The following is a 24,378-nucleotide window of genomic DNA, read 5'->3' as shown; positions in this document are numbered from 1 at the left end:
GGTGTAAAAGTATGTCAGATTGCGCGAAAGATTTATAATTTTTTTAGCGAAAAATAACGAATGACTCATTGTGCTCCGCATAACGATATCGACCTGTATCCACATTTAGCCTTCAATGAGCAGGCGATCATCTGATTTCGATTGTCGGCGGACCGAATACCGACCGCTTCCAAACACCCCTCTCTCCTCTACACTCTGTTAAGCGGTGGGAGACTTCTCAATGGATATATTAAATAAGTAAATGAAATAAGTTCGGATCTTTATTGACTTCCTGATAAGGAAATCCCTTCTTTTTCATTCTCTCAATGAGCGGAGCATAATCCTCCCGCCGCTTCAGTTCGATCCCCACTAATGCAGGTCCGTTCTCTTTATTATTTTTCTTTGTGTATTCAAACCGCGTAATATCGTCCGTCGGTCCTAGCACTTCATCTAAAAATTCGCGCAATGCTCCGGCACGCTGTGGGAAATTAACGATAAAATAATGCTGCAAGCCTTCATAAATCATGGAACGTTCTTTGATCTCCTGCATCCGATCAATATCATTGTTTCCTCCGCTAATGACACAAACAACGGTTTTTCCGCGAATCTGCTCTTGATACAAATCCAAAGCGGCGATTGGCAAGGCTCCAGCTGGTTCAACCACGATGGCATTTTCGTTATAAAGTTCTAAAATGGTCGTACACACTTTCCCTTCTGGCACAACGACGATGTCGTCAATCATTTCTCTGCATAACGCAAACGTTTTTTCTCCTACTGTTTTGACTGCTGCTCCATCCACAAATTTATCAATTTCCTCTAAAGTCACAACTTCCCCTTTCTCAAGTGCCGCTTTCATGGATGGAGCTCCGGCTGGTTCGACGCCAATCAGTTTTGTGGCAGGCGAGATGCTTTTGATATATGTACCGAGACCTGCCATCAATCCGCCGCCACCAATGCTGGCAAACACAAAATCAATCGGTTCCTCACAGTCATTAAGAATCTCCACTCCGATCGTTCCTTGTCCAGCCATCACATACTCGTCATCAAAAGGGTGAATAAACGTTCTCTCTTCTCGCTCGGCGCATTGAACAGCCTCGTTAAAGGAATCGTCAAATGTGTCGCCAACTAAAACAATCTCTACCATATCTTTTCCGAATAATTGAACTTGTGAAACCTTTTGGCGTGGTGTTGTCGCAGGCATATAAATTTTTCCATGCACACCTAACGCGCGACATGAATAGGCCACTCCTTGAGCGTGATTACCTGCGCTAGCACAAACAATTCCCCGTTTTCGTTCTTCGTCTGTCAGATGCTTCATGCAGTTATAAGCGCCGCGAATTTTAAACGAGCGCACAACCTGCAAATCCTCACGCTTTAAATAAACTTGACAGCTATAGCGCTCCGATAGCAATGCATTTCTTTGTAGCGGGGTGTGGTATACGACATCTTTTAGCGTATGATGCGCGATTAAAACATCTTCCACATACACGGCTCCTCGTTTTCGTTTCAATTGCTGTTCCATATTCCCTTGTCCTTTCCATCACTTTTTTAATTTGAAAATTATATCACAAATTTTAAAAAAGGAAAGGGAATTTTCAAAAAATTTATAAAAACAGGGCATTTACTGAGAATCGTCGTTTTGTTTCGGTTCTTCATACTCCTCTGCGAATTCGGTCGCCCATCTTCCTTCATCGAACCAATTTCTTGTTTGCCGCATGGTGCGGTCAGTGAAAAGATGGTTTTCAAGAAACAGATGAAAAAATGCTTCTGCAGCTCCAATCGCCAACGTTGCGAAAAAAGCAACATAAGCCATATTGGCCGTTCGTTCGATTAACCAATAACAAAAAAACCAAATCAGCCCGAATGACAAAACAAGATCAGCAAGCGTTGCCACGAAATTTCCCATTCGCGGTAAAATCAATAAATCGCCAAGTACATATGAAATCACTGTTGCCGCCAATGAAATAAAAAAAATAAGTGAAATCGGCGTATTAAAAATGGTTAAAAACGAAAGCAACACCGTACTCCATAAAACAAATTTGATCACGAATGAAATGATATGCTTCATAACTTCTCCCTCCATTCTCGTTTGGTTATTGTTATCGTTCCTTTTCTACACCCTCTCTATTCAAAATCGGTCAAAAGAAAAACGTGCTTCGCTTATTGCGAAGCACGTAAACGGACGCGGTAAGTCCTATATCCATCCAATATGTGTTTTCACCCTTTCTTGTGGTGCGGGACAAAAGAGAAACGAAAACTGAAAAACACGGTTTACGGAGAATCGGAACGCGCATTTTTTCATGTCAAAGACCGGCCGTGTTCGGAGTGCGGCCGTTTGCGTTCATAGACGAGAAACGCAAAGTCATACCGGTTTTTTTCGTCCTTTTGGCCTTGCTGGCTTGACACCAGGCACCATTCCCCCTCATCAAACGAAGGGAAGAAGGTATCCCCAGCAAAATGCCCAGCAATCTTTGTGATATAAAGGCGATCAGCCAACGGCAGCGTCGCTCGGAATAACTCAGCTCCTCCGATAATAAAAATCTCTTCATTCTCGCGCTCTGCTGCGATTTTTTGAATATCCGCTACAGAATGAATAACCGTGCAGCCTTCGGGACGAAAAGAATGATTGCGAGTTATAATGATATTTTCCCTTCCTGGCAACGGCCGGCCAATCGACTCAAACGTTTTTCTGCCCATAATGATAGAATGGCCCATCGTAACGCGCTTAAAATAGGCAAGATCGGCTGGCAAATGCCAAGGCAATTGATTATCCTTCCCAATCACGCGATGGTGATCCATTGCGACAATAAGCGAAATCATCTTCTCTCTCCTTTAGATCGCAACCGATGCTTTAATATGCGGATGCGGATGATAGTCAACAATTTCAAAATCTTCAAACTGATAATCAAAAATAGAGTCCGGCTTCCGCTTAATCACCAGCTTTGGCAACGGTCGCGGCTCTCTTGTTAATTGAAGCCTTGCTTGTTCCAGATGGTTCAAATACAAATGAACATCCCCGCCTGTAAAAATGAGCTCACCAACTTCCAATTCGCATTGTTGGGCGATCATATGCGTCAGCAGGGCATAGCTGGCAATGTTAAACGGCAAGCCAAGAAACGTATCGACAGAACGCTGCTGCCACATGCAAGACAATTTTCCATCCGCCACATAAAATTGAAACGCATAGTGGCAAGGCGGCAATTTCATTTTGTCAATTTCCGCGACATTCCATGCACTAACAAGCAAACGGCGCGAATCAGGATTTGTTTTAATTTGTTCAATGACTTGGCTGATCTGGTCAACCGTTTTGCCGTCCGCTCCTTTCCAAGAACGCCACTGCGCTCCATAGACAGGCCCCAATTCTCCGTTTTCGTCAGCCCATTCATCCCAAATCGTTACGCCATTTTCCTGTAAATAGCGAACATTGGTGTTGCCGCTTAAAAACCACAGCAGCTCATAAATAATGGACCGAATATGTAGCTTTTTCGTTGTTAATAGCGGGAAGCCCTGTTGCAAATCAAATCGCAGCTGCCGACCGAATACTGATCGGGTCCCCACTCCTGTTCGGTCTGTTTTTTCAATTCCATTTTCCAAAATATCTTCAAGTAATTGTAAATATTGCTGCATCATGCTCACCTCATGTTCTATCATAAATGAAAAAGAACTCATTTTCGAGTTCTTTTCGTCAATTGCTGCATAAATTCATACGTTTTTGGTGCCAATCTTTGCAAATGAGCGCGCGTTTCATCGTTATGATAGTAATAAGCAAACGCTTCCGCAAAATATTCTTCCGGATAATCAAGAAAATAGTACTGACCGGGAAACAGGCGCTCTGCTTCTTCGCGCCAAATCGCCAAAAAATCCGGGGTTTCATGAATGTCGTTCAATACAATATAATCTACAGAATGGGCAAGCTCGTGCAATTCTAAATTGATGGAACCATGCCCTTTTCCTTTGTCACTATGCCCGATTTTGACGAGCACAAGACGTGAACCGCCCATCCCTGGCACATCATCCCATGTTGAAAGCGCCATATAGCCGCGGGGCACCTTTCCGCGCAATGATCGGGCGGACGGCTCATCCGTCAGCTTTCCATTAAACAGTTTAATATATATCTGTTTATCGGCCATTTTTTGTAATAAATCCCCGTCAATGCGAGCCAGTGTGCTCACCATTTTTTTGGCCTCTACCTGGTTGAATGGCCCATCAGGCAAAATGACCATGTTTCGCAATAGCGAATAAGAGGGAACGTCCATCCCAGCAAGAGAGCTTGCTCTTAATAAAACACCGTGCGTATTCGGATATGGCGAAAACGAAAGCAGCGGAATAACAGCTACAACCATTGCCATGAGACCAATCAAACGTTTCATCCAGCTATTTCCCTGCCTTTTCCTGCATGCTATGAAACTAGCAAGCCAACAGACTCTTTTTTTCTACTATAGCACACGAAAACAGCTAGAGAAATGCATAATTTTAGGAAAAAGAGGGAAGATGGAAGATGCCGCTTTGCTTAATGCGGCTAACAGCTTCGGCTAATCTCTCCTCATCTTGAACAAGAGCGATGCGGACAAAACCTTCCCCATTCGGGCCGAATGCATGTCCCGGCGTTACCACAACATGGGCTCGATCCATCAAAGCATAAACAAACTCTAGCGATGTCCATCCATCGGGAATTTCTGCCCAAACAAACATGCTTGCTTTTGGCCGCTCAATTTCCCAACCAATAGAAGAAAGGCTCTCAATCAACAAATCGCGGCGAGATTGATAAATGTTTCGGCTTTCTTCACAAAAAGAAGATCCTTTTGTCAGAGCTGCGACAGCCGCTTTTTGAACAGGCAAAAACACGCCATAGTCTAGGTTGGATTTAAACTGTGAAAACACCTTGAGAATTTCTGCATTTCCACAGGCATATCCAATTCGGCATCCAGCCATATTATAACTTTTCGACAGCGAGTTGATCTCAATTCCTACATCCTTCGCTCCAGGAATAGATAGAAAACTAATCGGCTTATGTCCTTCATAATACAGCTCGCTATAGGCGAAATCCGAAACAACGATCACGTTATATCGTTTGGCAAATTCAATTACCTCTTGAAAAAAAGACTCAGTGGCTAACGCAGGAACAGGGTTCCCCGGAAAATTGACGATCATCATCGCCGCACGTTTTGCCACTTCCTCCGGGATCTCGCGAAGATCTGGAAGAAAGCCATTTTCTTTGCGAAGCGGCATGAAATAAGGCTCTGCTTGGGCCATCGCAATTCCTGTTGCATACGCCGTATAGCCTGGATCAGGAACTAAAATAAAATCGCCGGGATCAGCAAACACCATCGGCAAATGAACAAGACCATCCTGAGATCCCATTAAGCAAACGACTTCTTCATTTGGGTTCAGCTGCACCTTATGCTCCGTTTGGTAATAGGAAGCCACCGCATCGTAAAATTCACTCGTTCCTGTTAAAGAATAACCGTATGTATCAGGCTGGCTGGCATAAAAAGCGATGGTTTCTCTTACAAAGGACGGCGGCGGCAAATCGGGACTTCCGATACTTAAATCAATTATATCGAATCCTTGAGCCATCTTCGCTTTTTTATAAGCAACCAACTCGCTAAATACAGAAGCGCCGAACGCTTTCATGCGCTCTGATATTTTCATTTCCATTCTCCAAAAAACCCCTTTCTTTTTCTTATTTTTTTGATATATATTATGAATATAAGGAATACTCCGAGACAAAGGATTTCACAATACCAGTGTAGCACAATTTGATCACTCTAGAATAGAAAGGATAGGATAAAAATGAATGCGATTTTTTTCGGACTAAGCTTGCTGACGATTGCTTATTACATTTATAGCTGTTTTGCCGACTCGTAAAAACTCGCAGGGGGGGCCTGCGAGTTTTTGTTTTCATGACTATTTGGATATATTTCGACAGTCGGTAACTTGCTGTTGCCACGATTCAGCATAAACAAAAGACCGAACAGCCCGCCGTTAATGACAAATACGTTCCTATCAGCGGTGTTGTTCGATCGCTCAACCTTCCTATCTATCGCTATTGTTTTTTTGCGAGCAGAATCAAGTTCGTGCGCTCCCGTTTCCGTAGTCGTCGTTCCTTGCCCTTGGATATGCGGAGAGCTTAAACCCGTCTTGGACGAATCTTTTTTTCGTTTTGACATGTTGTCACCTCCGTCCATGAACGTCCCCATCTTTATTTTTCTCTATTCCTTCTGCCAATTCAATCACCGCAAAATGGAACTTAGCCGTTTTACGCGCATAGACCGAAAAGCCGAAACGATGAAACCTTGTGCTCTGCCAATAGTCTTTAAGCACCACGCGCTGCCGCGCAACCCGTTTCGCATGGAAGATGGCCTCTTCAGCCAGCTCTGTATAAAGGGCAAAGGACTTTATGCCTTGAATGCCGTCCGATTCGACAATGGATTGTTCAAACATCGGATCGAAATAAACGACATCAAATGAATGATCCGGAAGGGAACGTAAAAAAGAAAGGTAATCAGCGTGGAACACTTGAATGCGCCTCATCGCCTCATTCATTTGAACGATACCTGAATCCCATTGGCGCAATCCTTGCTGAACTAAATAAGCGATATAACGGTTCCCTTCTGTTCCAACAACAATGCCGTTTTCCCCTGTTACCGTACTGGCTACGATGCTGTCTGAACCGATTCCTACTGTACAATCTAAAAACGACATTCCTGTTTGCAGTTTAGTGGCTTCCAAAAACGGCTCCGTCTCTCCGCGCAATACCCTTTTCACTCGAAACATCGCCGAATTCGGATGAAAAAAGAAAGAGGACGTTCCATTAGACGGATATATTTCTAAACGTTTTTTTCCGACTACCATCACTTCATCGCCGTATTGCATTTGTAAGGCTTCTACCGACATTTTCTGACGCGGCACGTACAGAATATCGAGCTCATCCGCGATTTGTTTTGCCTTGGCGATCATGCTTGGATTCGTTCTTCCTGCAGTCGTAACAATCATACAAACCTCCACCAAAAAAGGATGTCTTGAAGACATCCTTATTCGCAGTGCGCTTCTAATGCACTCATAATATTTTCCATGACCGCTTCCATTGAATTTCCTTCAATTTCATGGCGCGGGATGAAATGGACAACTTCTTTTCCCTTAAGCAGCGCCATCGATGGCGAAGAAGGCTCGATTCCCACGAAATACTCGCGCATTTTTGCTGTCGCTTCACGATCCTGACCGGCAAACACCGTCACTAAATGATCCGGTTTTTTCTCACTGCGTAAAATCGCTTGTGTTGCGGCAGGACGCGCCAAGCCAGCCGCACACCCGCAAACCGAATTGACAACGACAAAGGTTGTTCCTTGAACATGTTCCATAAAGTTCTCCACTTCCTCAGCCGTTGTCAGCTCTTGAAATCCCGCGCGGACAAGCTCATCACGCATCGGTTGAACGAGCTGGCGCATATATTCTTCATATGCCATTGACATTTGAATCCCTCCTAAACATGTCTTCAATGTCAAAAGGATACTATTTCCTTACGAAAAAATCAACGAAAAATACTGCTGTATCGATAGAAGCAAATACGTCTCTAGCCACCAGCAAGTTCACTATGATACTTGATTTTTACATCTTGAAACGGCGTGTAAACGGGATCGGCTCATCAAATTGACATGTTAACATGTGTATGGATATGGAGTTCATGAGTAGTAAAGGTCTCTTCCAACCGTGAGTTTTTACAGACCCCGTTCTGGGTTTCCTCTTTTTGAAGTTAGATTTATATAAACAGCCTTTATTCCATCAATCTTGATGATGCCTTCCTCCTTGTTTAATGGTGACAAATTGCAAAATGATCGGCGTACCTTTAAGTGGAACATCGGCAGAATTTAAAATCAACTTTCCTTCCTGTACTTCATACACGTTTTGCGGCTGCAGCACCCCGTTTATAAACAAATTGATAAAGGATACGTTCTTCGGGTCCAGTATTCCTCGATTTCCGTATTCCTTTAGTTCATCATCATTTGTATAAACCGTTTTGCAGCCATCGGATATCGAATTATATTGATACGTTTCGACTTGCAAAATTTGCGGCGGGATGAGCAAATCTACGCTGAGATGAATCGTTGTAGTTCGATTCACCCAGTCATATACCCTTGGAACAGCAATCACATGCCTCTGATCGTTCTGTTTTTTTCTCATAGATACCACCCAAACTGAAAAATAGATAACCAATCTTTCTCTTTATCAAGCGCTATTTGCCTTTTATGCAAGCGTTTGAAACGCTTGACCTATCAATGGAACGAATAGGATAACCGATTTCCCGGCCAATATGGATGGGAGTCTGTTCTGATTGATATCATTAGACGGCCTTTCAATCAAAAAATGCCAGCGGATCAATCGATCTTTCTGTCAGAAACAGAAGGGAAAAACGGCGCATAAACTGGTTGGATTGATTCAGGCATTCGCCTGCTTTTTATATTTTTATGCAGAAAAAAAACATAAAGTGAACAAGGAAAGAAGATGATACAAACTAAGATGAACCTCTACTCCATCTCAGTGGATATGTTAATAAATCCAATGAGAAGACGGAATATATCGCTCTCTTTTTTACGGACGGAGGCAAGTCGGTTGCTTGCCTCGATCATGCCAAAGCGTGACTAAGAACAAAACAGCCAGCCACTTCCCGACAAAATTTATCTGTCTGGAAGCGATGTTGTTCAGTCATCCGACCGTCATCATGTCATCATAGGCTCCTTATCTGCTCATTTGCGGAAGTGATGTTGTCACAGCCAATGGGCTGAATCTATTTTTCTTTTTTATTCAAATACATGATAATTGGCTAAATCATTTTACCGTCCTCACTCATATGATAAATCATGAACCGTTAAGCAATAAACATGACCCGCGCAGTTGCTTTCTTTTTTTATGCCTTGCTTACTATGTTGGTTTATTGCTTTCTTAATTAAAAATCAAGAGGAAAGGGGGATATGTTCATGGCTCTTCAACTTATGAAGCTCTTTGTTGGCGCTGCTACGGCCATCACGACCGTGCCGACCAGCACCAAATTTTTCTACGTCGCTGCAGCTGATACAGCAGCAGGAGCTACGCTTACGATTGATGCGGCAGACTTTTTGGATGACAGCGGAAACGCGGTGACAACGCTACCAGCTTTAGCGACCGACAACAGCTATTACACGGTTTATGTGAATGGAGTTTTACAAATGGATGGAATCTCTACCTATACGCCAGGTGGTACTGGGGTGGGATCGCTTGCGATTGACGTGCCAGCGGGCACAGATACTATTCCGGCTGGAACGCCGATTGTGCTCGAAATTGTGCAATTCGCTCCAACCGCAACGACAGACGTTGAAACGTAACTTTTTTATAAAACTATACAATCAAAGCGTGACGGGCCATCCATCACGCTTTGAGTCATTCTTGAGATTGATTGTCACTCCTTCACATTAAATACAAAATTTTACTTTTCTTGTTTTCTCGTTTCTGTCATCTGTTTCCACACTGACCCTTTTGCTTCTTCGCCACCTTCAATGCGCTCGATGGCCATTTTTATTTGCATGCTCACTTCAAATTCCGGATCGTCTTCTGCTGCTTTTAATGCTGGCAAAGCGGATTCATCGCCGGTTTCGTATAGAAACATCGCGGCGCGCCAGCGGACAAGCTTGCTTTCATCCTTTAGCGCTTCAGTCATCACCGGAATCGCCTCAGGATCGCCGATATCGGACAAACAGTCGCCAGCCGTACGGCGAACAGACACCGCTTTATCCTTTAACGCCTCATATAAATATGGCAGCACCTTTTTACCGCCAATCATCCCTAAATAAGCAACAGCTAAACGGCGAATCGATACTTTTTCATCCTTCAGCGCTTTTGCCAAAACAGGCAAGTCCGCTTCGCTCGGTTCCGCCATTTGCTCTAAAGCGGCATAGCGCTTGGTCCAATCTGGATGATCGAGCATTTCTTCTGTTACTTTTAGGCTGGTACGCCGTTGTGTCTTCGCTTGGTCTCCGCTGCGAAACATTTCCACCATTCGCTCCAGACGCTCAGGCGGATAAGCAGCGGAGAGCTCTTCGATCACTTCAGCTCCAATTTCGTCAAACGTACCGTAACGAACTCCTTTTTCCGACCATTTTCTTTCAAGAACTACATTCTCGGCATATTTTTGCGCTTCTTTTACAGCGTCCATAAACCGTTCTGGCAAGCCAAACCGCCGCTCCTGCTCTCCATCTGTCAGCTTGACCTGCATAGGCAGACCGTACAGCATTTGGACGTATACCTTTACTTCACCGAAATGTTCATTATGCATACGCGTCCCGACTTGGGCATCTTCCGCGTCTTCTCCGAACACTTCCCGCACCTTTTGCAAAATTTCTTTCCAATGATACTTAGCGTTTCGTTCAATGGCTAAGAAATCAGCCACATGATAAATCCCTTTTACTCCTTCAATTTGCATAATTTGCTGCAAAAGTGGCGGAGCCGTATGAATATTATCCGCTTTATAATTATGGCTCTTCCCAAATGGAAGCTCCTCATCCAGCAATACTTTCATCGTATTTGGACTTGGGGTTGGTTCAATCGATCGAATCCGCAAAATCGCTTCCTCCTTCATCATGAAAATCCCACTCTTTATAAAATTGCTGTAAAAATTGCTCCATAAATTCATGGCGGCGGATCGCAAGGTTTTTGGCGCTTTTGGTATGCAATAAGCTTTTCAATTTCAATAGTTTTTCATAAAAATGATGAATCGTGCTGCTAGGGCCATGCCGATATTCTTCTTTCGTCATCACATTTCGAACCGGCAGTGCCGGATCATACATAGGCTGCCCGCGATGGCCGGCATACATAAACGTTCTGGCAATTCCAATCGCCCCAATCGCATCGAGCCGGTCGGCATCTTGGACAACCATCGCTTCCAATGTTCGCGGCGCTTCTCCATTTCCCCCTTTATAGGAAACGGTGGAAATCGCCTCGATGACACTGTTTTCTTCCTTTTTCGAGAGTGAGCAGTGTTCCAGCCATTGTCTAACCTTTCTCATTCCCGCCTCTTCACTTCCCGCTATCTTTTCATCTGCAAGATCATGAAGCAGCGCGGCCATTTCCACGATAAACACGTCAGCTCCTTCTCTTTTTGCCAGCCAACAGCCAAGGCGGCGAACCCGTTCCACATGCCACCAATCGTGACCGCTTGAGTCATGCTCCAATACAGTTTTTACGTACTTTTCGGTTTCACGAATCATTTGTTCTTTGTTTTTCATCCCATCACCGACAAAAAACCGCCCTTCCCCTAAGGAAAGGCAGTTCATTCCTTTTTATAATAATTTCTCAATTTCCTGTTTTAATTCCGCAGGTCTTGTCTTAGGCGCAAATCGTTCAATAACCGTTCCATCGCGATCAACAAGAAATTTGGTAAAATTCCACTTAATCGCTTTTGTTCCAAATACCCCTGGCGCTTTCTCTGTTAAATAATTAAACAGCGGATGAGCATGTTCTCCGTTCACATCAACCTTTGCAAACATCGGGAACGTCACCCCGTAATTCAGCTCGCAAAATTGAGCAATTTCTTCCTCCGTTCCTGGCTCTTGGCTTCCAAATTGATTACATGGAAACCCGAGAACCACCAATCCCTTATCGCGATATTGGTCGTACAATTCTTGTAGTTCCTTATATTGCGGAGTAAATCCGCATTTGCTCGCCGTATTGACAATCAATAAGATATTTCCCTTGTACTCCGCTAACGTTTTCTCCTCGCCATGAATCGTTTTCACTGTGAAATCGTAAATGCTCAATTAGCATCACCCCTCTCTCTTTTATAATAAAAGAATGGAGAGGAACTTTTCCACTCTGGCACTTTATCATTTGGCCAATAATTTCAGTTCGTGAAGAGATTTCAGCATATATGGCAGCATTTCCTGCAAATCATCGATATGGGTTTCATCAATAAGCCGGCCAAATTGCACTTTTATTTCATGGCTGCCTTGTCCGCTTTTATAATCGCGTCGCAAAGTTTGCGAAATGCTCCGATTGCTTCCCCAAATCTTTTGGAGCACTTCTTCCACTAAAGGGCAGACCGTTTCCTCCTGCATTAGTGGCATCGTAAACATAATCGTTAATTTGCACCCTGGAGCCGCTAATGTTTGCAGCAGTTCTCCAGCCATTTGCTCCAAATCCATTGTCAGCTCCACCTTGCACGATACATCCACTCCTAGCTGTCCCGGTAGCTGAAAAGCAATCTCGTACATTCGTGAAAGGTGCGCTAAATCGATGAAATCATGGCGCTCTATCACCGCGATGACGCCTTCTAAATCTAAATCATAAACAGCTCCTTCGATCACTGTTTTCAAATTATCAAACACGGTTGGATCAAACATTCGTGTGTCTCCCTCTTTATGAACTCCATCTTTATTTTTCAGCAGCAAAGTTGAACATGGGTCTCTTTCACTCGAAAGCGAAGGGGATGAGAACAACAGCATTCTCGTCATCAACAAAAAAATACTTCTTTTCGGCAGACGGCCAGCTTCGCCGGATCAGCCACTTAGTTAAAACAGCCCAATCGCTTGTCCGCGCTCATCAATATCCATCTGTAATGCGGCCGGCTCTTTCGGCAGTCCCGGCATCGTCATAACATCTCCCGTCAAAGCGACAATGAAACCGGCGCCTATCGATGGCTTTAACTCCCTCACCGTAATGGCAAAGCCTGTCGGACGCCCTAATTTTTGTGGATCGTCAGACAGCGAATACTGCGTTTTCGCCATGCACACAGGTAAGCGATCCCATCCGTATTCCGCAAATTGAGCCATTTGCTTTTGCGCCTTTGTAGAAAACTCGACCGCTTGGGCTCCGTAAACAGCATGGGCAATTTTGCGAATTTTGTCAGGCAGAGGATCATGGAGGTCATATAAAGGAGCAAATTGGTTTGTGCCATGTTCGATCATATCCAGCACTTTTTCCGCTAGCTCCATTCCTCCTTCGCCGCCTTTTTCCCATACTTCTGTTAAAGCAACTGGATAGTGATGGTCGCGGCAAAATGACAGCAGCGTTTCGATTTCTTGATCCGCATCAGTGATAAAGCGATTAAGAGCAACGACAAACGGCAAACCGAAGGCTTGAATGGTTTCGATATGCTTTTGTAAATTGCTTAACCCTCTTCGCAACGCATCCACATTTTCAACTGACAGTTCTTGCTTGGAAACGCCTCCATGCATTTTCAACGCACGAACGGTCGCAACAATAACAACAGCAGCCGGTTCGATTCCTGCGCAGCGAGCTTTAATATGCAAAAACTTTTCCGCGCCTAAATCCGCACCGAATCCTGCCTCTGTTACCACATACTCACCGAGCTTCTGCGCCATTTTCGTCGCAATGATGCTATTGCAGCCATGGGCAATGTTCGCGAACGGACCACCGTGCACCAGTGCTGGTGTATGCTCAGCCGTTTGAACTAAATTCGGTTTAAATGCATCCTTTAAAAGCAGCGTTAACGCTCCCTCAACACCCAAATCACCGACGGTCACCGGTTGCTTATCAACATTATACGCCACCACCATTCGCGACAAACGCTCTTTTAAATCGGTTAAATCTTTGGCTAAACAAAAGACAGCCATAATTTCTGAAGCAACGGTAATATCAAAGCCATCCTCACGCGGCACGCCTTGAGTTGGACCGCCGAGACCGACGATCACGCGGCGGAGGGCGCGGTCATTTAAATCGACCGCTCGCTTCCAAACAATGCGGCGCACGTCAATGCGCAGTTCATTTCCTTGATGAATATGATTGTCGATAAACGCTGCCAAGGCGTTTGTCGCGGTCGTAATCGCATGCAAATCTCCTGTAAAATGAAGATTAATTTCATCCATCGGCAGCACCTGTGAATAACCTCCTCCAGTTGCGCCGCCCTTTACGCCCATCGTCGGCCCAAGCGATGGTTCGCGCATTGCCACAATGGCTTTTTTGCCAAGCTTGTTCAACGCCTGCCCCAACCCTACTGTAACGGTTGATTTCCCTTCTCCGGCAGGAGTCGGGTTAATCGCTGTCACTAAAATCACTTTCCCATCTGGCTTGCTGGCTAACCGTTTCATCACATCAAGCGAGATTTTCGCCTTATAGTGACCATATGGCTCAAACTCCTCCTCTAAAAGACCAAGTTCCTGCGCAATCTCCTGAATGCGCTTTAATTTGATTTCTTTGGCAATTTCAAGATCTGTCTTCCATTTCGTTTTCGTTGTCATCGCTTTTCCTCCATCTATTCAACAGCTTGTTCTATTAGTATTTATTTTATCATTTAGAGAAATGTGAAAAAATTGATTGAACAAAATTCGTAATGTTCTTATAATTAAATTATTTAGAAAAATAAGGAATGGAGGATGAGACGATTGCCTATTAATATTCCCAAAAATCTACCTGCTAAAGAAATATTAGAGCAAGAAAACATTTTCGTGATGGATGAAGAACGGGCTTATTCCCAAGATATCCGCCCGTTGAATATAGCGATTTTAAATTTAATGCCACAAAAAGAAAAAACAGAAACACAGCTATTGCGCCTGCTCGGCAACTCGCCGCTGCAAGTGAATATTACCTTTTTGCATCCGGAAACACATGAAGCAAAAACGACAAGCAAGCATCATCTCGAACAATTTTATACGACCTTTCCTTCGATTCGACATCGCAAATTTGATGGAATGATTATTACCGGAGCTCCTATCGAGCATTTGCCATTTGAAAAGGTGGACTATTGGCGCGAGCTTCGAGACATTATGGAATGGACAACAACCAATGTGACCTCGACCTTGCATATTTGCTGGGGAGCGCAAGCGGGGCTTTATTTCCATTATGGCGTTCCAAAATATCAGCTGCCGCAAAAATGCTTTGGCGTCTTTGAACACTCGATCAAAGCAAAAAATATCAAACTATTACGCGGGTTTGACGATGTATTTCGCGTTCCGCATTCGCGCCATACTGATATTTCGCACAAAGATATCGAAGCCGTTCCAGAGTTGACGATTCTAGCGTCCTCCGATAAAGCAGGAGTATGTCTCGTCGCCTCAAACGATGGCAAACACATTTTTCTAACAGGGCATCCAGAATACGATGCCACTACACTCCAAGAAGAGTACGAGCGGGATCTCGCTAAAGGCCTGCCTATTCAAATTCCGGAATCTTATTTTCCAAATGACGATCCGACCAAACCGCCGTTGAATACATGGCGTGCTCATGCCAATTTGTTATTTGTCAACTGGCTCAATTACTACGTCTATCAAGAAACGCCTTATATTTGGGAGTGATGTTATTCTTTTTTCTTCGTGTTTATCTAATTGAAGAAAAAACTTGATTTAATAGGTTTTTTCCACCTATCTTCCCTTATTGTTTTTATTGTATTTAACTCATTTTCACCTAATTACGTGGTCAAATGCGTGGTCAATGTGGTCACAGAAAAAGCGGGAGCAATCCCGCTTATTTTTTAGATATCATATTTACATAGAATTTCACAAAGAACGTCATATATTTGGGAGTAAGTCGATTCTTTTTCTTTAGATTCGGCTAAATTGAAGGGCTTATCAAATTAATATTTTTCACTTATTTTCCTATCATTCATTTTAATGTACCATCATCCACCGGGAAGTTTCCCCACCTCTTACGGAATGGAGGTGGGGGCATATTCTGCTTACCATTTTTTATCTCTCCGTCTATTCCCCCTGCATAATCCCGCTTATCGTACAAAATGAACGCCAGATCCTTATGTAGGCCTTTCGATCATTGACAGAAGCCGAGCTTCCTTGATATAATCCAAGGTAATTGAAGAGGCGATGGAGTTCGCCGTAATTGCCTTTGAGCTGATGACTCCTACCGGTATGCAAATACTGGTGGAGTCTTTTTTTGTCCAAACTATTGAAGGGGTGGAAAAAATGATTTATATTGTTGTTGGCATCGCTGGCATGATCGGAGCGTTGTCTCGCTATTATTTGGGGCTGTTCGTGGATATATGGTGGCATCACCCATTTCCGTTTGCCACATTGTCCATCAATCTGATCGGCTGCTTTGCAATCAGTTGGATCACCATGTATTTAGCGCGTTTGCATAGACTCCCTTCCGAGCTTATAACAGCCATTAATACCGGATTTATCGGTTCGTTTACAACATTCTCCACATTTAGTGTGGAATCGGTAAGACTCCTTCAACAATCCGAATGGGCCATCGCCCTTAGCTATATTTTCAGCAGTTTAGCAGGAGGGCTTGCAATGTCTTGGCTGGGAGCTCAGACAGGTAATTTCCTTTTTGTTAAATCAACACAAAAGCATCGTTTCGAAGGAGAAAAAAAGTAATGCTCAATCATTCTGCTTTATTAGTAGCGATCGGTGGATTTTTTGGCGCCATTGCCCGATTCAGTATAAACAATTGGTTGAAACGGAGTGGAAGCACCCCTTTTCCAACGGGTACCTTTGTAATCAATTTAGCGGGAGCTTTTCTATTGGGATACATCTTAGGCAAAGAGCTGAATCAAGGCTGGCAGCTGCTATTAGGCACTGGGTTTATGGGAGCTTTCACGACCTTCTCTACATTTAAATTGGAAGCGATTCAGCTGCATGCGAATCGGAAACGGAAAATGTTCCTTCTATACTTAGGCGCAAGTTATCTATTCGGGATGCTTCTCGCCTTTTTAGGCATGAAATTAGGCCAGCGATGACGTCTGCTGGCTGCATGTAAGACTTTAAATTAAAAATTTGTTATAATGTTTAAATGGTTGCTTGTCGACAGTACTATACTGATTCCTTCTACACAGCAAAACTTCTTATATCTCGACAAAAACAGCTAAAGGGTTCGACACAAAAAAAAGAGAAATAAAGAAGAAAGCGATTCAGCACAGAAAAAAGAAAGGGATGACATAGGGATGAGAGCCGAACGAAGAAAACAATGGAAAAGTCATTGGAAAAAGTATAAGCACCTATATAAAGGATCGCGGATGGAACGGCGCAACAAATGGCGAAATAAGTGGGAAGATAAATATATTGCCAGTTAAATAAAAAGCAGGTTGTAGACAAAGTTGATGTTGACGTTGTCTACAACCATTTTAATTTCAAGAGGCTTAACAAACAAGGAGCATAGCCGCGTAAAGACGCAAATCGAACAAGAAACGTTCATGAGCGGATGAATAAGGCCAATGACGCAGCCTAAAAGGGCTTGCCTTTGTTAATAGGCAAACCCTTTTAGGCTTTTTATAATAATAATATAGTAGATACTCGTGGTGCCAGAAGAACGGCTCACGCCGCTTTAGCGTTTGCGCAACATAAATAGCCACATAAATGTCAGCGCCTGTTTTAACTCTGTCGGCAGACCGGAAACAGCCTCTTCATCCACTTCTTTTTTATACATGCCTTTCCCGTCCACAAGTTCCCAGCCATTCTCTTGCGCCAGTTTTTCAAACTCCCATGGCATCATCGTATTGCAAATGACCGACTTGCCGTATAGACGCTGATAGCTGTTGGCTCGAGGGCCTGCTGTCGGACCAAGCAGCCCGACACATAAATAGTGGCCGCGCTTAATGACCCGTTTCATTTCATTTAACGCTTTTAACGGTTCTTCCGTCCATTCAAGCGAATTAATCGCCATCGCTCCGGAAAACGCTTCATCATCAAAGGGCAAATGAGTCAAATCCCCTTGAATAAACCGAAGCTGCTCATTTTCTCCTCTTATTCTCGCTTTTTCCACCATTTCATACGATAAGTCGATGCCTACCACTCGGTAGCCTGACTGCGCCAGCTTCCAGCTTCCATATCCGTCTCCGCATCCTAAATCAATCATTTCGCTCCCAATGGGGATATAGGAGGCAAGAAACGGCAAAATCGTTTTCCTGCTGCCGCGTTCCCACATGTCCTCACTGCTTTTATTCCAAAATTCGGCCCGTTCGTCCCACTGCTTTTTCGCTTCTTCGTGCCATTTAAACATGTTCATGTTCGCTGCTTCCATCTCCTCTAAGTGAAAAAGTGGCTGTAAACCGATTATACATTGATCTTCAATGATTGAGAAGGACCACATGCTTTAGACTAGCATGATAGCAAACTTTATTTTTTCGCTCCCCCCCTCTCCCACTTCCACTCTTAGGGTGAGAGACTCGCGGCGGATTAGGTTAAAACTCGATTCCCTTAACAGCGGAAATCCCTTCATGATAATCATGCTTCACCGCTTGCATGTTCGTTACAATATCGGCTAGAGCTATTAATTCCTTTGCGGCTGAGCGCCCCGTAACCACCAGATGAAGATGGGAGGGGCGCATTTTCATCAGCTCGACTACCTCGTCCAAGGAAAGAATATCATCAATAGGAAAACGCTGAATCGCCAGCGCATTATTGAGTTCATCTAAAATCATCAGATCATAGCTTCCCGACATGATTTTTTCCTTGGCAAACCGCCATGCTTCAGCTAATGCTCGACGATGCTCTTGCGGTGTTTTCGTCCATGTAAATCCAGCTCCCATCGCATGTATCTCAATCCCTAATTTTTTCAGCATTATATGCTCTCCATATGTCCGCTCAGGCGATTTAATAAATTGGATGATGGCTACTTTTTTCCCTCTTCCCGCCGCTCGCAGCGCCAGTCCAAGAGCGGCCGTCGTTTTTCCTTTTCCATCACCCGTATACACAATCAGTCTTCCTTTATTTTGTGTCAACGATCTCACCTTCTAATTCAGGAAACCATTGAATGGTTTCCCGCAACTTTACCACTTCTCCGACAAGAACGATCGCTGGATGAGAAATGCCCGCTCCTTCCGCTTTTTCAGCAATATTTTGTAGCGTGCCAACAACCGTGCGCTGCCGCATCGTCGTGCCCCATTCAATAATAGCGACTTTCGTTTCAGGATCCTTTCCATGTTGGATCAGCTGCTGGCAAATATAAGGCAAATTTCCGATCCCCATGTAAAACGCGATCGTGTCGCTCCCATCCGCTAACGCTCTCCAATTTAAGGAATCGGCTCCATGCTTGCTGCGGACATGTCCAGTCACAATGGTAAATGAAGTCGCCAGATGACGATACGTGACCGGAATGCCTGCATAAGCAGCAGCGGCAATGCCTGCGGTAATTCCGGGAATTACTTCAAACGGGATGCCGTGCTTTACTAGCACCTCCGCTTCTTCCCCGCCTCGTCCAAATACAAATGGATCGCCTCCTTTTAGGCGGACCACCATTTTGCCTTGCAGCGCTTTCTCCACAAGCCATTGGTGAATTTGCTCTTGAATGTTGTCATGCTTTCCCGGCTCTTTTCCGGCATATATCAATTGCGCCTCGTTTTTCGCATATTGGAGCAAATCTTGATTAACGAGACGATCATAAATAATGACATCGGCTTTTTGAATACATTCCAATCCATAAACGGTCATCAGCTTCGGATCGCCTGGTCCCGCTCCTACTAAATATACTTTTCCTTTGCTCATGTTTGCTCACCACCTTGCGATACACTCGCTTCTGCAAATGTCGTCATATTCAACATATTCACAGCAAATTGCAGCAACGGAAAGGCCACTGCCGCCCCGCTCCCTTCGCCAAGCCGCATGCTTAAATCAAGGAGCGGCTCTTTTCCTAACAACGTTAATGCCACATGATGGCCCGGTTCTTGCGAGCGATGCCCCGCAATCATATAGTCGGCTGCATAGGGATGAAACAATTTAGCTAGAAGAGCAGCAGTTGTACAAATAAAACCATCAAGTAAAATCGGAATACGCTTTTCCGCCGCGCGCAGCATCGCGCCAGCCATTGCCGCTATTTCGAGGCCGCCAATCTTAGCTAGCAGCTCAAGCGGCTGAGAAGGATCCGGACGATGAAGCCGCAATGCCTGTTCGATGACTTTCGTTTTATGGGCGATCCTATCATCGGAAATACCCGTTCCTTTTCCAACGAGCTGTTCGACTTTTTGGCCGCTTAATGCCGCTAAAATCGCACTGGCAACAGTTGTATTGGCAATTCCCATTTCCCCGACGATCAAACAGCGAATCCCTTGTTCAATCATCTCATTAGCTTGCTGATAACCGACCAATAATGCTTGCTTTGCCTCTTCCTGCGTCATCGCTTCTTTTTCGCAAAAATGATTCGTTCCATATTTAACCTTTTGACGAATAACCCCTTCTTCCGGAATATCGGATGCTACCCCCACATCCACGACAGCAAATAATGCGCCAATTTGTTGGCTAAATGCATTGATCGCCGCCCCGCCGCGCACGAAATTCAGCACCATTTGCGCCGTTACTTCTTGCGGAAACGCAGAAACACCTGTTTTGGCCACTCCGTGGTCGGCAGCAAACAGAAGCACACCAGGCGGGGTCACCTGCGGAACATGAGACCCTGTCATTTTGGCAAGCTCAATGACAAGCTGTTCTAAACGTCCAAGGCTGCCAGGCGGTTTGGTAAGCTGGGTGACATGGGCTTCTACCTTTTGTGCCGCTTGTTCATCTAATGCTGGAATATCAAACAATGGGGTTACCTCCTTTGAAACTCCTTCATTTTTTGTTCAATTGTCTCGATTCGGACATGGCGCTTGACACAATCCGCTAACCGATCAAAGGCCTGCTCGCGCATCGCTCGATACGAAGGACGGTCATATAAAGGCGGAAGCCCTTTGCTGTGCCGGATGTGATTTAATAAATGGGCGCGAAAGGAATCGTTATGAAAAATATCATGAAAATAGGTCCCCCATACCCGTTCATCCTCTGTCTTGCATCCGTCTGTATGGGCTCCCATAGCAATCAGCGAAAGATAGCCGTCACAAGGCGTTGAATGTCCCATATGAATTTCATATCCGCGTACTTGGAAGCGCTCATTGCCAAGCGTCAACACACCCTCTGAAAGCACGGTTGTTTTTTCTTTCTCCAAGGTCGTATCGATCGGAAGAAAGCATAGTCCTTTCAGCTGCTTCACGGTTGTCTCCACGCCGAATGGATCGCGAATATGCCGGCCAAGCATTTGATAGCCGCCGCAAATTCCGATGATGGCGGTATTTCCTTGTTCATAAAGACGATTGATTTCGTCTGCGATTCCACTTTCTTTTATATACAGCAAATCTTCCATCGTATTTTTGCTTCCCGGCAAAATCAATAGATCCGGCTGACCAATTTCTCTTGCTTTTGTAGCAAAACGAACATGACAATCCGGCTCGCTGAAAAATGGATCGATATCGGTAAAATTCGAGATGCGGGGATATTGAACAACGACAATATCAATCTCTTTTTGAGCATTTTTGTATCTAGAAAACTCCGCCAGCTTAACAGAATCTTCTGCATCAATAGGTAAATCCGGCATGTACGGAACGACGCCGAGCACCGGCACATTTGTATAGGCTTCAAACCAATCCAATCCGGGCTGCAAAAGCGCCACATCACCGCGAAATTTATTAATGATCACGCCGATCACTCGTTTGCGGTCGGCTTCTTCTAAAAGCTGCAACGTTCCTACTAAACTTGCAAACACGCCGCCCCGCTCAATATCGCCAATCAAAATGACAGGAGCGTTCGCCATGCGAGCAATACGCATATTGACAAGCTCACGATCGTTTAAATTAATTTCAGCCGGACTTCCGGCTCCTTCGATGACGATTCGATCATATTCAGCCATCAGCTTCCGCAATGAGCGCTCGACAACTTGCAGCCCCATCGCAAAAAATTCGTTTCGATATGCACTTGCTTTCATGTTTCCATACGGTTTTCCGTGGACCACGATCTGCGACTCATTTTCCCGGCTCGGCTTAATTAAGATGGGATTCATATCTGTAGTTGCCACAATTCCCGCTGCTTCCGCCTGTACTCCTTGTGCGCGGCCAATTTCTTTCCCGTCAAACGTGACATATGAATTGAGCGACATATTTTGCGATTTAAATGGAGCTGTTTTCCATCCCTCCTGGGCAAAAATCCGGCAAAAAGCAGTGGTAATGATGCTTTTGCCTGCATCGGAATGCGTTCCTTGAAACATAATCGGCAGCGCTTTAGGCATGATGCTTCATCCTTTCGCATTGTTGAAGCCAACGCTTTACCATATCAGGACATGATGGAAAATACAGATGAATATAGCCAGCGACAAGATTTCCACGCATATAGCCATCCTTTTTCACTCCGCGCAATCCTTTTGCTTCATAGGCAAAATCGCTTTCTGCCAAACGCGTAAAAGTAGAATAATGAAATTCATGACCTCTGGCCGCCGTCCCTTTCGGAAGCAGAAAATGATCTCCTGTTACTTCACGATAACCAAGAGCGGCTAACTTCTCCTGCATGCGCACTCTCCCCGGAATGACACCGACCATCTCGTAAAACGTGCGGTCTGTCGTTTCAATTCCTTCTGTCAAAAACATAAATCCTCCGCACTCTGCAAGGGTAGGAATTCCGCGTTCAATGGCCTGCTTTATTGATTGCTTCACATGCTCTTGCTTGGATAGCTGTTCGGCAAATTCTTCCGGAAATCCCCCGCCGATATACAAACCGTCTGCATCATCTGGAACCGTTTCTCCAGCCAGCGGTGAAAAAAACATAAGCTTCGCGCCATATGCTTCCAGCATCTCAAGGTTTTCTGGATAATAGAAATGAAAGGCAGCATCCTTCGCAACCGCGATCCGAACAGAAGAGACAGCATCACTGGATAAAAAAGAAGGCTTCACTTCTAATTCGGGAGCTTGAGCTAATTGCAACAGCCGATCAAGATCAATCGTTTGGGCGATTCGCTCGCCAAGCTTTGCAAAAAAATGGTCAAGCTCGCCGCGTTCAATGGATGGCACGAGTCCCAAATGCCGTTCAGGAATATGTAAATCGTCTTGTTTTTGCAAATATCCAATGACCGGAATGCCGCATTCTTGTTCAATCGCGGCCTTGACTAATCGAAAATGCCCTTCGCTGCCCACGCGATTCGCAATGACTCCAGCAATATGCACGCGCTCATCCAACAGCTGAAAGCCGCGGACAACAGCAGCTGCACTGCGTGCCATCCCTGAACAATCCACCACTAACAACACCGGGCTTTTTGTCAATAAGCTGATTTCGGCCGTCGATCCTTCTATCGAAGTCGCTTGCTTGCCATCAAAGAAGCCCATGACACCTTCAATCACGGCAATGTCTGCTCCTTCCCCCCCTTTTTGGCAGACCGCTTTCACAATGTCCTCTCCGCCCATCCAGCTGTCTAAATTGCAGGATGGACGGCCGGTAACAGCGGCATGATAGGTCGGATCAATATAATCAGGACCGCACTTAAATCCCTGAACCGTATATCCTTTCTTTTTTAGCGCCGCCATCACGCCAATAGTAATGGTTGTTTTGCCGACACCGCTTCCCGTTCCGGCGATCACCATTCTGCGCATTGCCTTTTCTCCTCCTGAAGCAAGGCAACGGAAATCGTTACATTGCCTGATTTTTTCTTCACAAGCGCAAGCGTATCAGCGCCGCTGTACAATTTTGCTGCCGGCTCGCTGACACCATACGCTCCCGTATAACGAAAGACCGTTTCCGAAGGTTGTTCGATCTCCACTTGATTAAGCTGTGCGGGAGAATAACAAATAAACTCCCAACCGTATTTTTGCACAACCTTAAGGAGCCCTTGTTCGTCCTTTTTCAAATCAATTGTACAAATCGCTTTCACGCTCTTCCAGGAAAATTGCAGCTCCTTGAGCGTTTCCATAATGACCGCTTCAATCTCCTCGGCAGATGTGCCACGATTGCAGCCAACGCCAAGAACAAGAACCTTTGGACGATATAGCACGCCATTCTGTAAAATCGCTTCTTCATTTTTGGAAAGCAGCCGATGCGTAACAACAAGGGCCGCATCCGGCTTAGCAGCAAGTGCATCTGCAATCGAAGCATAGACGCGAATATTAGACGGTAAAGGCGTATCATATCGCCACCAATTCCGTTCGCCTGATTCTTGGATAATGGCGACATGCTGCTCATTCACCACCGCAGCGCTCACAGGGGTCAGCTTGTCTTCCGACTCCCATGCCCAGCCGAATGAGCGGCCGAATAAATCTACAGCGATCGTTTTTTGAACATCGGAAGCGGTTGTGATAACGGGATGGGCATGCAAAAGTTGAGCTACCTCACGCGTTAATTCGTTCGCCCCGCCAAGATGGCCAGATAATACGCTTATGACATGCTCCCCTTTATCATCAATGACAACAACGGCCGGATCTGTTTTTTTATCCTTTAATAGCGGAGCAATCATCCGCACAACCGCGCCAAGCGAAATAATGAGAATCAACCCACGGTATGTAACAAACAGTGAGGGAAGCAAGAGACGCACATTTCCTTCAAATAAATGAATGCCTTTCTCCTCTTCATCGCCTCTGGCAAATTTGCTCGCGTAATATACACGGGCGCCTGGCAGCTGCTCGCCGATTTGGCGCGCGATAGTCACCCCATGCTTCGTAATCGCAACAACAGCGTACAT

The 24,378-nt window shown here is 44.9% G+C and carries 25 protein-coding genes, 1 pseudogene and 1 riboswitch; of the genes and pseudogenes, 4 read left to right on the top strand and 22 right to left on the bottom strand.

Going from position 1 to position 24,378, the window contains the following annotated elements; all coding sequences use genetic code 11:
• Nucleotides 1-229: 229 nt before the first annotated feature.
• The 10 genes and pseudogenes from ilvA to B6A27_RS09340 all read right to left on the bottom strand — a co-directional run bounded on the left by ilvA (nucleotide 230) and on the right by B6A27_RS09340 (nucleotide 8,160).
• A complete protein-coding gene (ilvA, locus tag B6A27_RS09385) occupies nucleotides 230-1,501 on the bottom strand; it encodes a threonine ammonia-lyase IlvA (protein ID WP_080861899.1) in 1,272 nt (423 codons plus the stop codon).
• A 99-nt stretch (nucleotides 1,502-1,600) separates the two neighbouring features.
• The gene (locus tag B6A27_RS09380; protein ID WP_044743478.1) at nucleotides 1,601-2,047 is read right to left on the bottom strand and encodes a YndM family protein; all 447 of its coding nucleotides are present in this window, start codon (nucleotides 2,045-2,047) and stop codon (nucleotides 1,601-1,603) included.
• Nucleotides 2,048-2,277: 230 nt separating this feature from the next.
• The gene (locus B6A27_RS09375) at nucleotides 2,278-2,799 is read right to left on the bottom strand and encodes a dihydrofolate reductase (protein ID WP_080861896.1); all 522 of its coding nucleotides are present in this window, start codon (nucleotides 2,797-2,799) and stop codon (nucleotides 2,278-2,280) included.
• A gap of 12 nt (nucleotides 2,800-2,811) precedes the next feature.
• Nucleotides 2,812-3,606 carry a thymidylate synthase gene (thyA, locus tag B6A27_RS09370; protein ID WP_066149234.1) on the bottom strand — a complete coding sequence of 265 codons (795 nt, stop codon included), beginning with the start codon at nucleotides 3,604-3,606 and terminating at the stop codon, nucleotides 2,812-2,814.
• A gap of 38 nt (nucleotides 3,607-3,644) precedes the next feature.
• Nucleotides 3,645-4,349, bottom strand: coding sequence for an anthrax toxin lethal factor-related metalloendopeptidase (locus tag B6A27_RS09365; RefSeq protein WP_080861893.1), 705 nt, complete (start codon nucleotides 4,347-4,349; stop codon nucleotides 3,645-3,647).
• A 103-nt stretch (nucleotides 4,350-4,452) separates the two neighbouring features.
• Complete coding sequence (locus B6A27_RS09360; protein ID WP_080861890.1) at nucleotides 4,453-5,637, bottom strand: LL-diaminopimelate aminotransferase; 1,185 nt, start codon at nucleotides 5,635-5,637, stop codon at nucleotides 4,453-4,455.
• Between the two features lie 392 nt (nucleotides 5,638-6,029).
• Nucleotides 6,030-6,149 (bottom strand): annotated as a pseudogene (locus B6A27_RS19070) (YuzL family protein); the annotation flags it as partial.
• Nucleotides 6,150-6,153: 4 nt separating this feature from the next.
• Nucleotides 6,154-6,975: a class I SAM-dependent methyltransferase gene (locus B6A27_RS09350; RefSeq protein WP_080861884.1), complete on the bottom strand. Its 822-nt coding sequence runs from the start codon at nucleotides 6,973-6,975 to the stop codon at nucleotides 6,154-6,156.
• Nucleotides 6,976-7,013: 38 nt separating this feature from the next.
• Entirely contained in the window at nucleotides 7,014-7,451 is a 438-nt protein-coding gene (locus tag B6A27_RS09345; protein WP_066149226.1) for a BrxA/BrxB family bacilliredoxin, read from the bottom strand.
• 310 nt (nucleotides 7,452-7,761) lie between these two features.
• Nucleotides 7,762-8,160, bottom strand: coding sequence for a DUF4183 domain-containing protein (locus tag B6A27_RS09340; RefSeq protein WP_044743470.1), 399 nt, complete (start codon nucleotides 8,158-8,160; stop codon nucleotides 7,762-7,764).
• 794 nt (nucleotides 8,161-8,954) lie between these two features.
• Here B6A27_RS09340 and B6A27_RS09335 point away from each other — a divergent pair.
• Nucleotides 8,955-9,338, top strand: a complete 384-nt coding sequence (locus B6A27_RS09335) for a DUF4183 domain-containing protein (RefSeq protein ID WP_044743469.1) — start codon at nucleotides 8,955-8,957, stop codon at nucleotides 9,336-9,338.
• 101 nt (nucleotides 9,339-9,439) lie between these two features.
• On the opposite strand, the gene B6A27_RS09330 is transcribed toward B6A27_RS09335, so the two are convergent.
• From B6A27_RS09330 to B6A27_RS09310, 5 genes are all read right to left on the bottom strand, one after another.
• A complete protein-coding gene (locus tag B6A27_RS09330; protein ID WP_201722557.1) occupies nucleotides 9,440-10,570 on the bottom strand; it encodes a conserved virulence factor C family protein in 1,131 nt (376 codons plus the stop codon).
• Entirely contained in the window at nucleotides 10,551-11,234 is a 684-nt protein-coding gene (locus B6A27_RS09325; RefSeq protein WP_080862008.1) for an HD domain-containing protein, read from the bottom strand. Before B6A27_RS09325 ends, B6A27_RS09330 begins: the two co-directional genes overlap by 20 nt.
• Before the next feature lie 54 nt (nucleotides 11,235-11,288).
• On the bottom strand, nucleotides 11,289-11,765 hold the full coding sequence (locus tag B6A27_RS09320; RefSeq protein WP_080861881.1) for a glutathione peroxidase: 477 nt from the start codon (nucleotides 11,763-11,765) through the stop codon (nucleotides 11,289-11,291).
• A gap of 66 nt (nucleotides 11,766-11,831) precedes the next feature.
• The gene (locus B6A27_RS09315) at nucleotides 11,832-12,347 is read right to left on the bottom strand and encodes a hypothetical protein (protein ID WP_080861878.1); all 516 of its coding nucleotides are present in this window, start codon (nucleotides 12,345-12,347) and stop codon (nucleotides 11,832-11,834) included.
• 168 nt (nucleotides 12,348-12,515) lie between these two features.
• Nucleotides 12,516-14,204, bottom strand: coding sequence for a formate--tetrahydrofolate ligase (locus tag B6A27_RS09310; RefSeq protein WP_080861876.1), 1,689 nt, complete (start codon nucleotides 14,202-14,204; stop codon nucleotides 12,516-12,518).
• A 144-nt stretch (nucleotides 14,205-14,348) separates the two neighbouring features.
• Here B6A27_RS09310 and metA point away from each other — a divergent pair, with 144 nt between their 5' ends.
• The 3 genes from metA to crcB (B6A27_RS09295) all read left to right on the top strand — a co-directional run bounded on the left by metA (nucleotide 14,349) and on the right by crcB (B6A27_RS09295) (nucleotide 16,657).
• Nucleotides 14,349-15,257 (top strand): homoserine O-acetyltransferase MetA, encoded by a 909-nt coding sequence (gene metA, locus B6A27_RS09305; RefSeq protein WP_080861874.1) that lies wholly within the window; start codon nucleotides 14,349-14,351, stop codon nucleotides 15,255-15,257.
• A gap of 509 nt (nucleotides 15,258-15,766) precedes the next feature.
• A riboswitch (Fluoride riboswitch) is annotated at nucleotides 15,767-15,826 on the top strand.
• A 52-nt stretch (nucleotides 15,827-15,878) separates the two neighbouring features.
• On the top strand, nucleotides 15,879-16,295 hold the full coding sequence (gene crcB / locus B6A27_RS09300) for a fluoride efflux transporter CrcB (protein ID WP_044743507.1): 417 nt from the start codon (nucleotides 15,879-15,881) through the stop codon (nucleotides 16,293-16,295).
• Nucleotides 16,295-16,657, top strand: coding sequence for a fluoride efflux transporter CrcB (gene crcB / locus B6A27_RS09295; RefSeq protein WP_044743462.1), 363 nt, complete (start codon nucleotides 16,295-16,297; stop codon nucleotides 16,655-16,657). The genes crcB (B6A27_RS09300) and crcB (B6A27_RS09295) overlap by 1 nt, the downstream gene beginning before the upstream one ends.
• 584 nt (nucleotides 16,658-17,241) lie before the next feature.
• On the opposite strand, the gene B6A27_RS09290 is transcribed toward crcB (B6A27_RS09295), so the two are convergent.
• The 7 genes from B6A27_RS09290 to B6A27_RS09260 all read right to left on the bottom strand — a co-directional run bounded on the left by B6A27_RS09290 (nucleotide 17,242) and on the right by B6A27_RS09260 (nucleotide 24,378).
• Nucleotides 17,242-17,922: a class I SAM-dependent methyltransferase gene (locus B6A27_RS09290; protein WP_080861867.1), complete on the bottom strand. Its 681-nt coding sequence runs from the start codon at nucleotides 17,920-17,922 to the stop codon at nucleotides 17,242-17,244.
• A 175-nt stretch (nucleotides 17,923-18,097) separates the two neighbouring features.
• A complete protein-coding gene (gene cobO, locus B6A27_RS09285; RefSeq protein ID WP_066149213.1) occupies nucleotides 18,098-18,637 on the bottom strand; it encodes a cob(I)yrinic acid a,c-diamide adenosyltransferase in 540 nt (179 codons plus the stop codon).
• On the bottom strand, nucleotides 18,624-19,400 hold the full coding sequence (cobA, locus tag B6A27_RS09280; RefSeq protein WP_080861865.1) for a uroporphyrinogen-III C-methyltransferase: 777 nt from the start codon (nucleotides 19,398-19,400) through the stop codon (nucleotides 18,624-18,626). Before cobA ends, cobO begins: the two co-directional genes overlap by 14 nt.
• On the bottom strand, nucleotides 19,397-20,434 hold the full coding sequence (gene cobT, locus B6A27_RS09275; RefSeq protein ID WP_080861863.1) for a nicotinate-nucleotide--dimethylbenzimidazole phosphoribosyltransferase: 1,038 nt from the start codon (nucleotides 20,432-20,434) through the stop codon (nucleotides 19,397-19,399). Before cobT ends, cobA begins: the two co-directional genes overlap by 4 nt.
• Nucleotides 20,435-20,439: 5 nt before the next feature.
• Entirely contained in the window at nucleotides 20,440-21,945 is a 1,506-nt protein-coding gene (locus tag B6A27_RS09270) for a cobyric acid synthase (protein WP_080861860.1), read from the bottom strand.
• A complete protein-coding gene (locus B6A27_RS09265) occupies nucleotides 21,938-23,296 on the bottom strand; it encodes a cobyrinic acid a,c-diamide synthase CobB (protein ID WP_080861857.1) in 1,359 nt (452 codons plus the stop codon). The genes B6A27_RS09270 and B6A27_RS09265 overlap by 8 nt, the downstream gene beginning before the upstream one ends.
• Nucleotides 23,281-24,378, bottom strand: coding sequence for a cobalt-precorrin 5A hydrolase (locus tag B6A27_RS09260; protein ID WP_080861854.1), 1,098 nt, complete (start codon nucleotides 24,376-24,378; stop codon nucleotides 23,281-23,283). The genes B6A27_RS09265 and B6A27_RS09260 overlap by 16 nt, the downstream gene beginning before the upstream one ends.

The sequence above is a fragment of the Anoxybacillus sp. UARK-01 genome (assembly GCF_002075365.1).
In the GTDB taxonomy this organism is placed as follows: domain Bacteria; phylum Bacillota; class Bacilli; order Bacillales; family Anoxybacillaceae; genus Anoxybacteroides; species Anoxybacteroides rupiense.
Note: the sequence above shows the minus strand (reverse complement) of the source record. Positions and strands in the feature narration are given on the sequence as shown.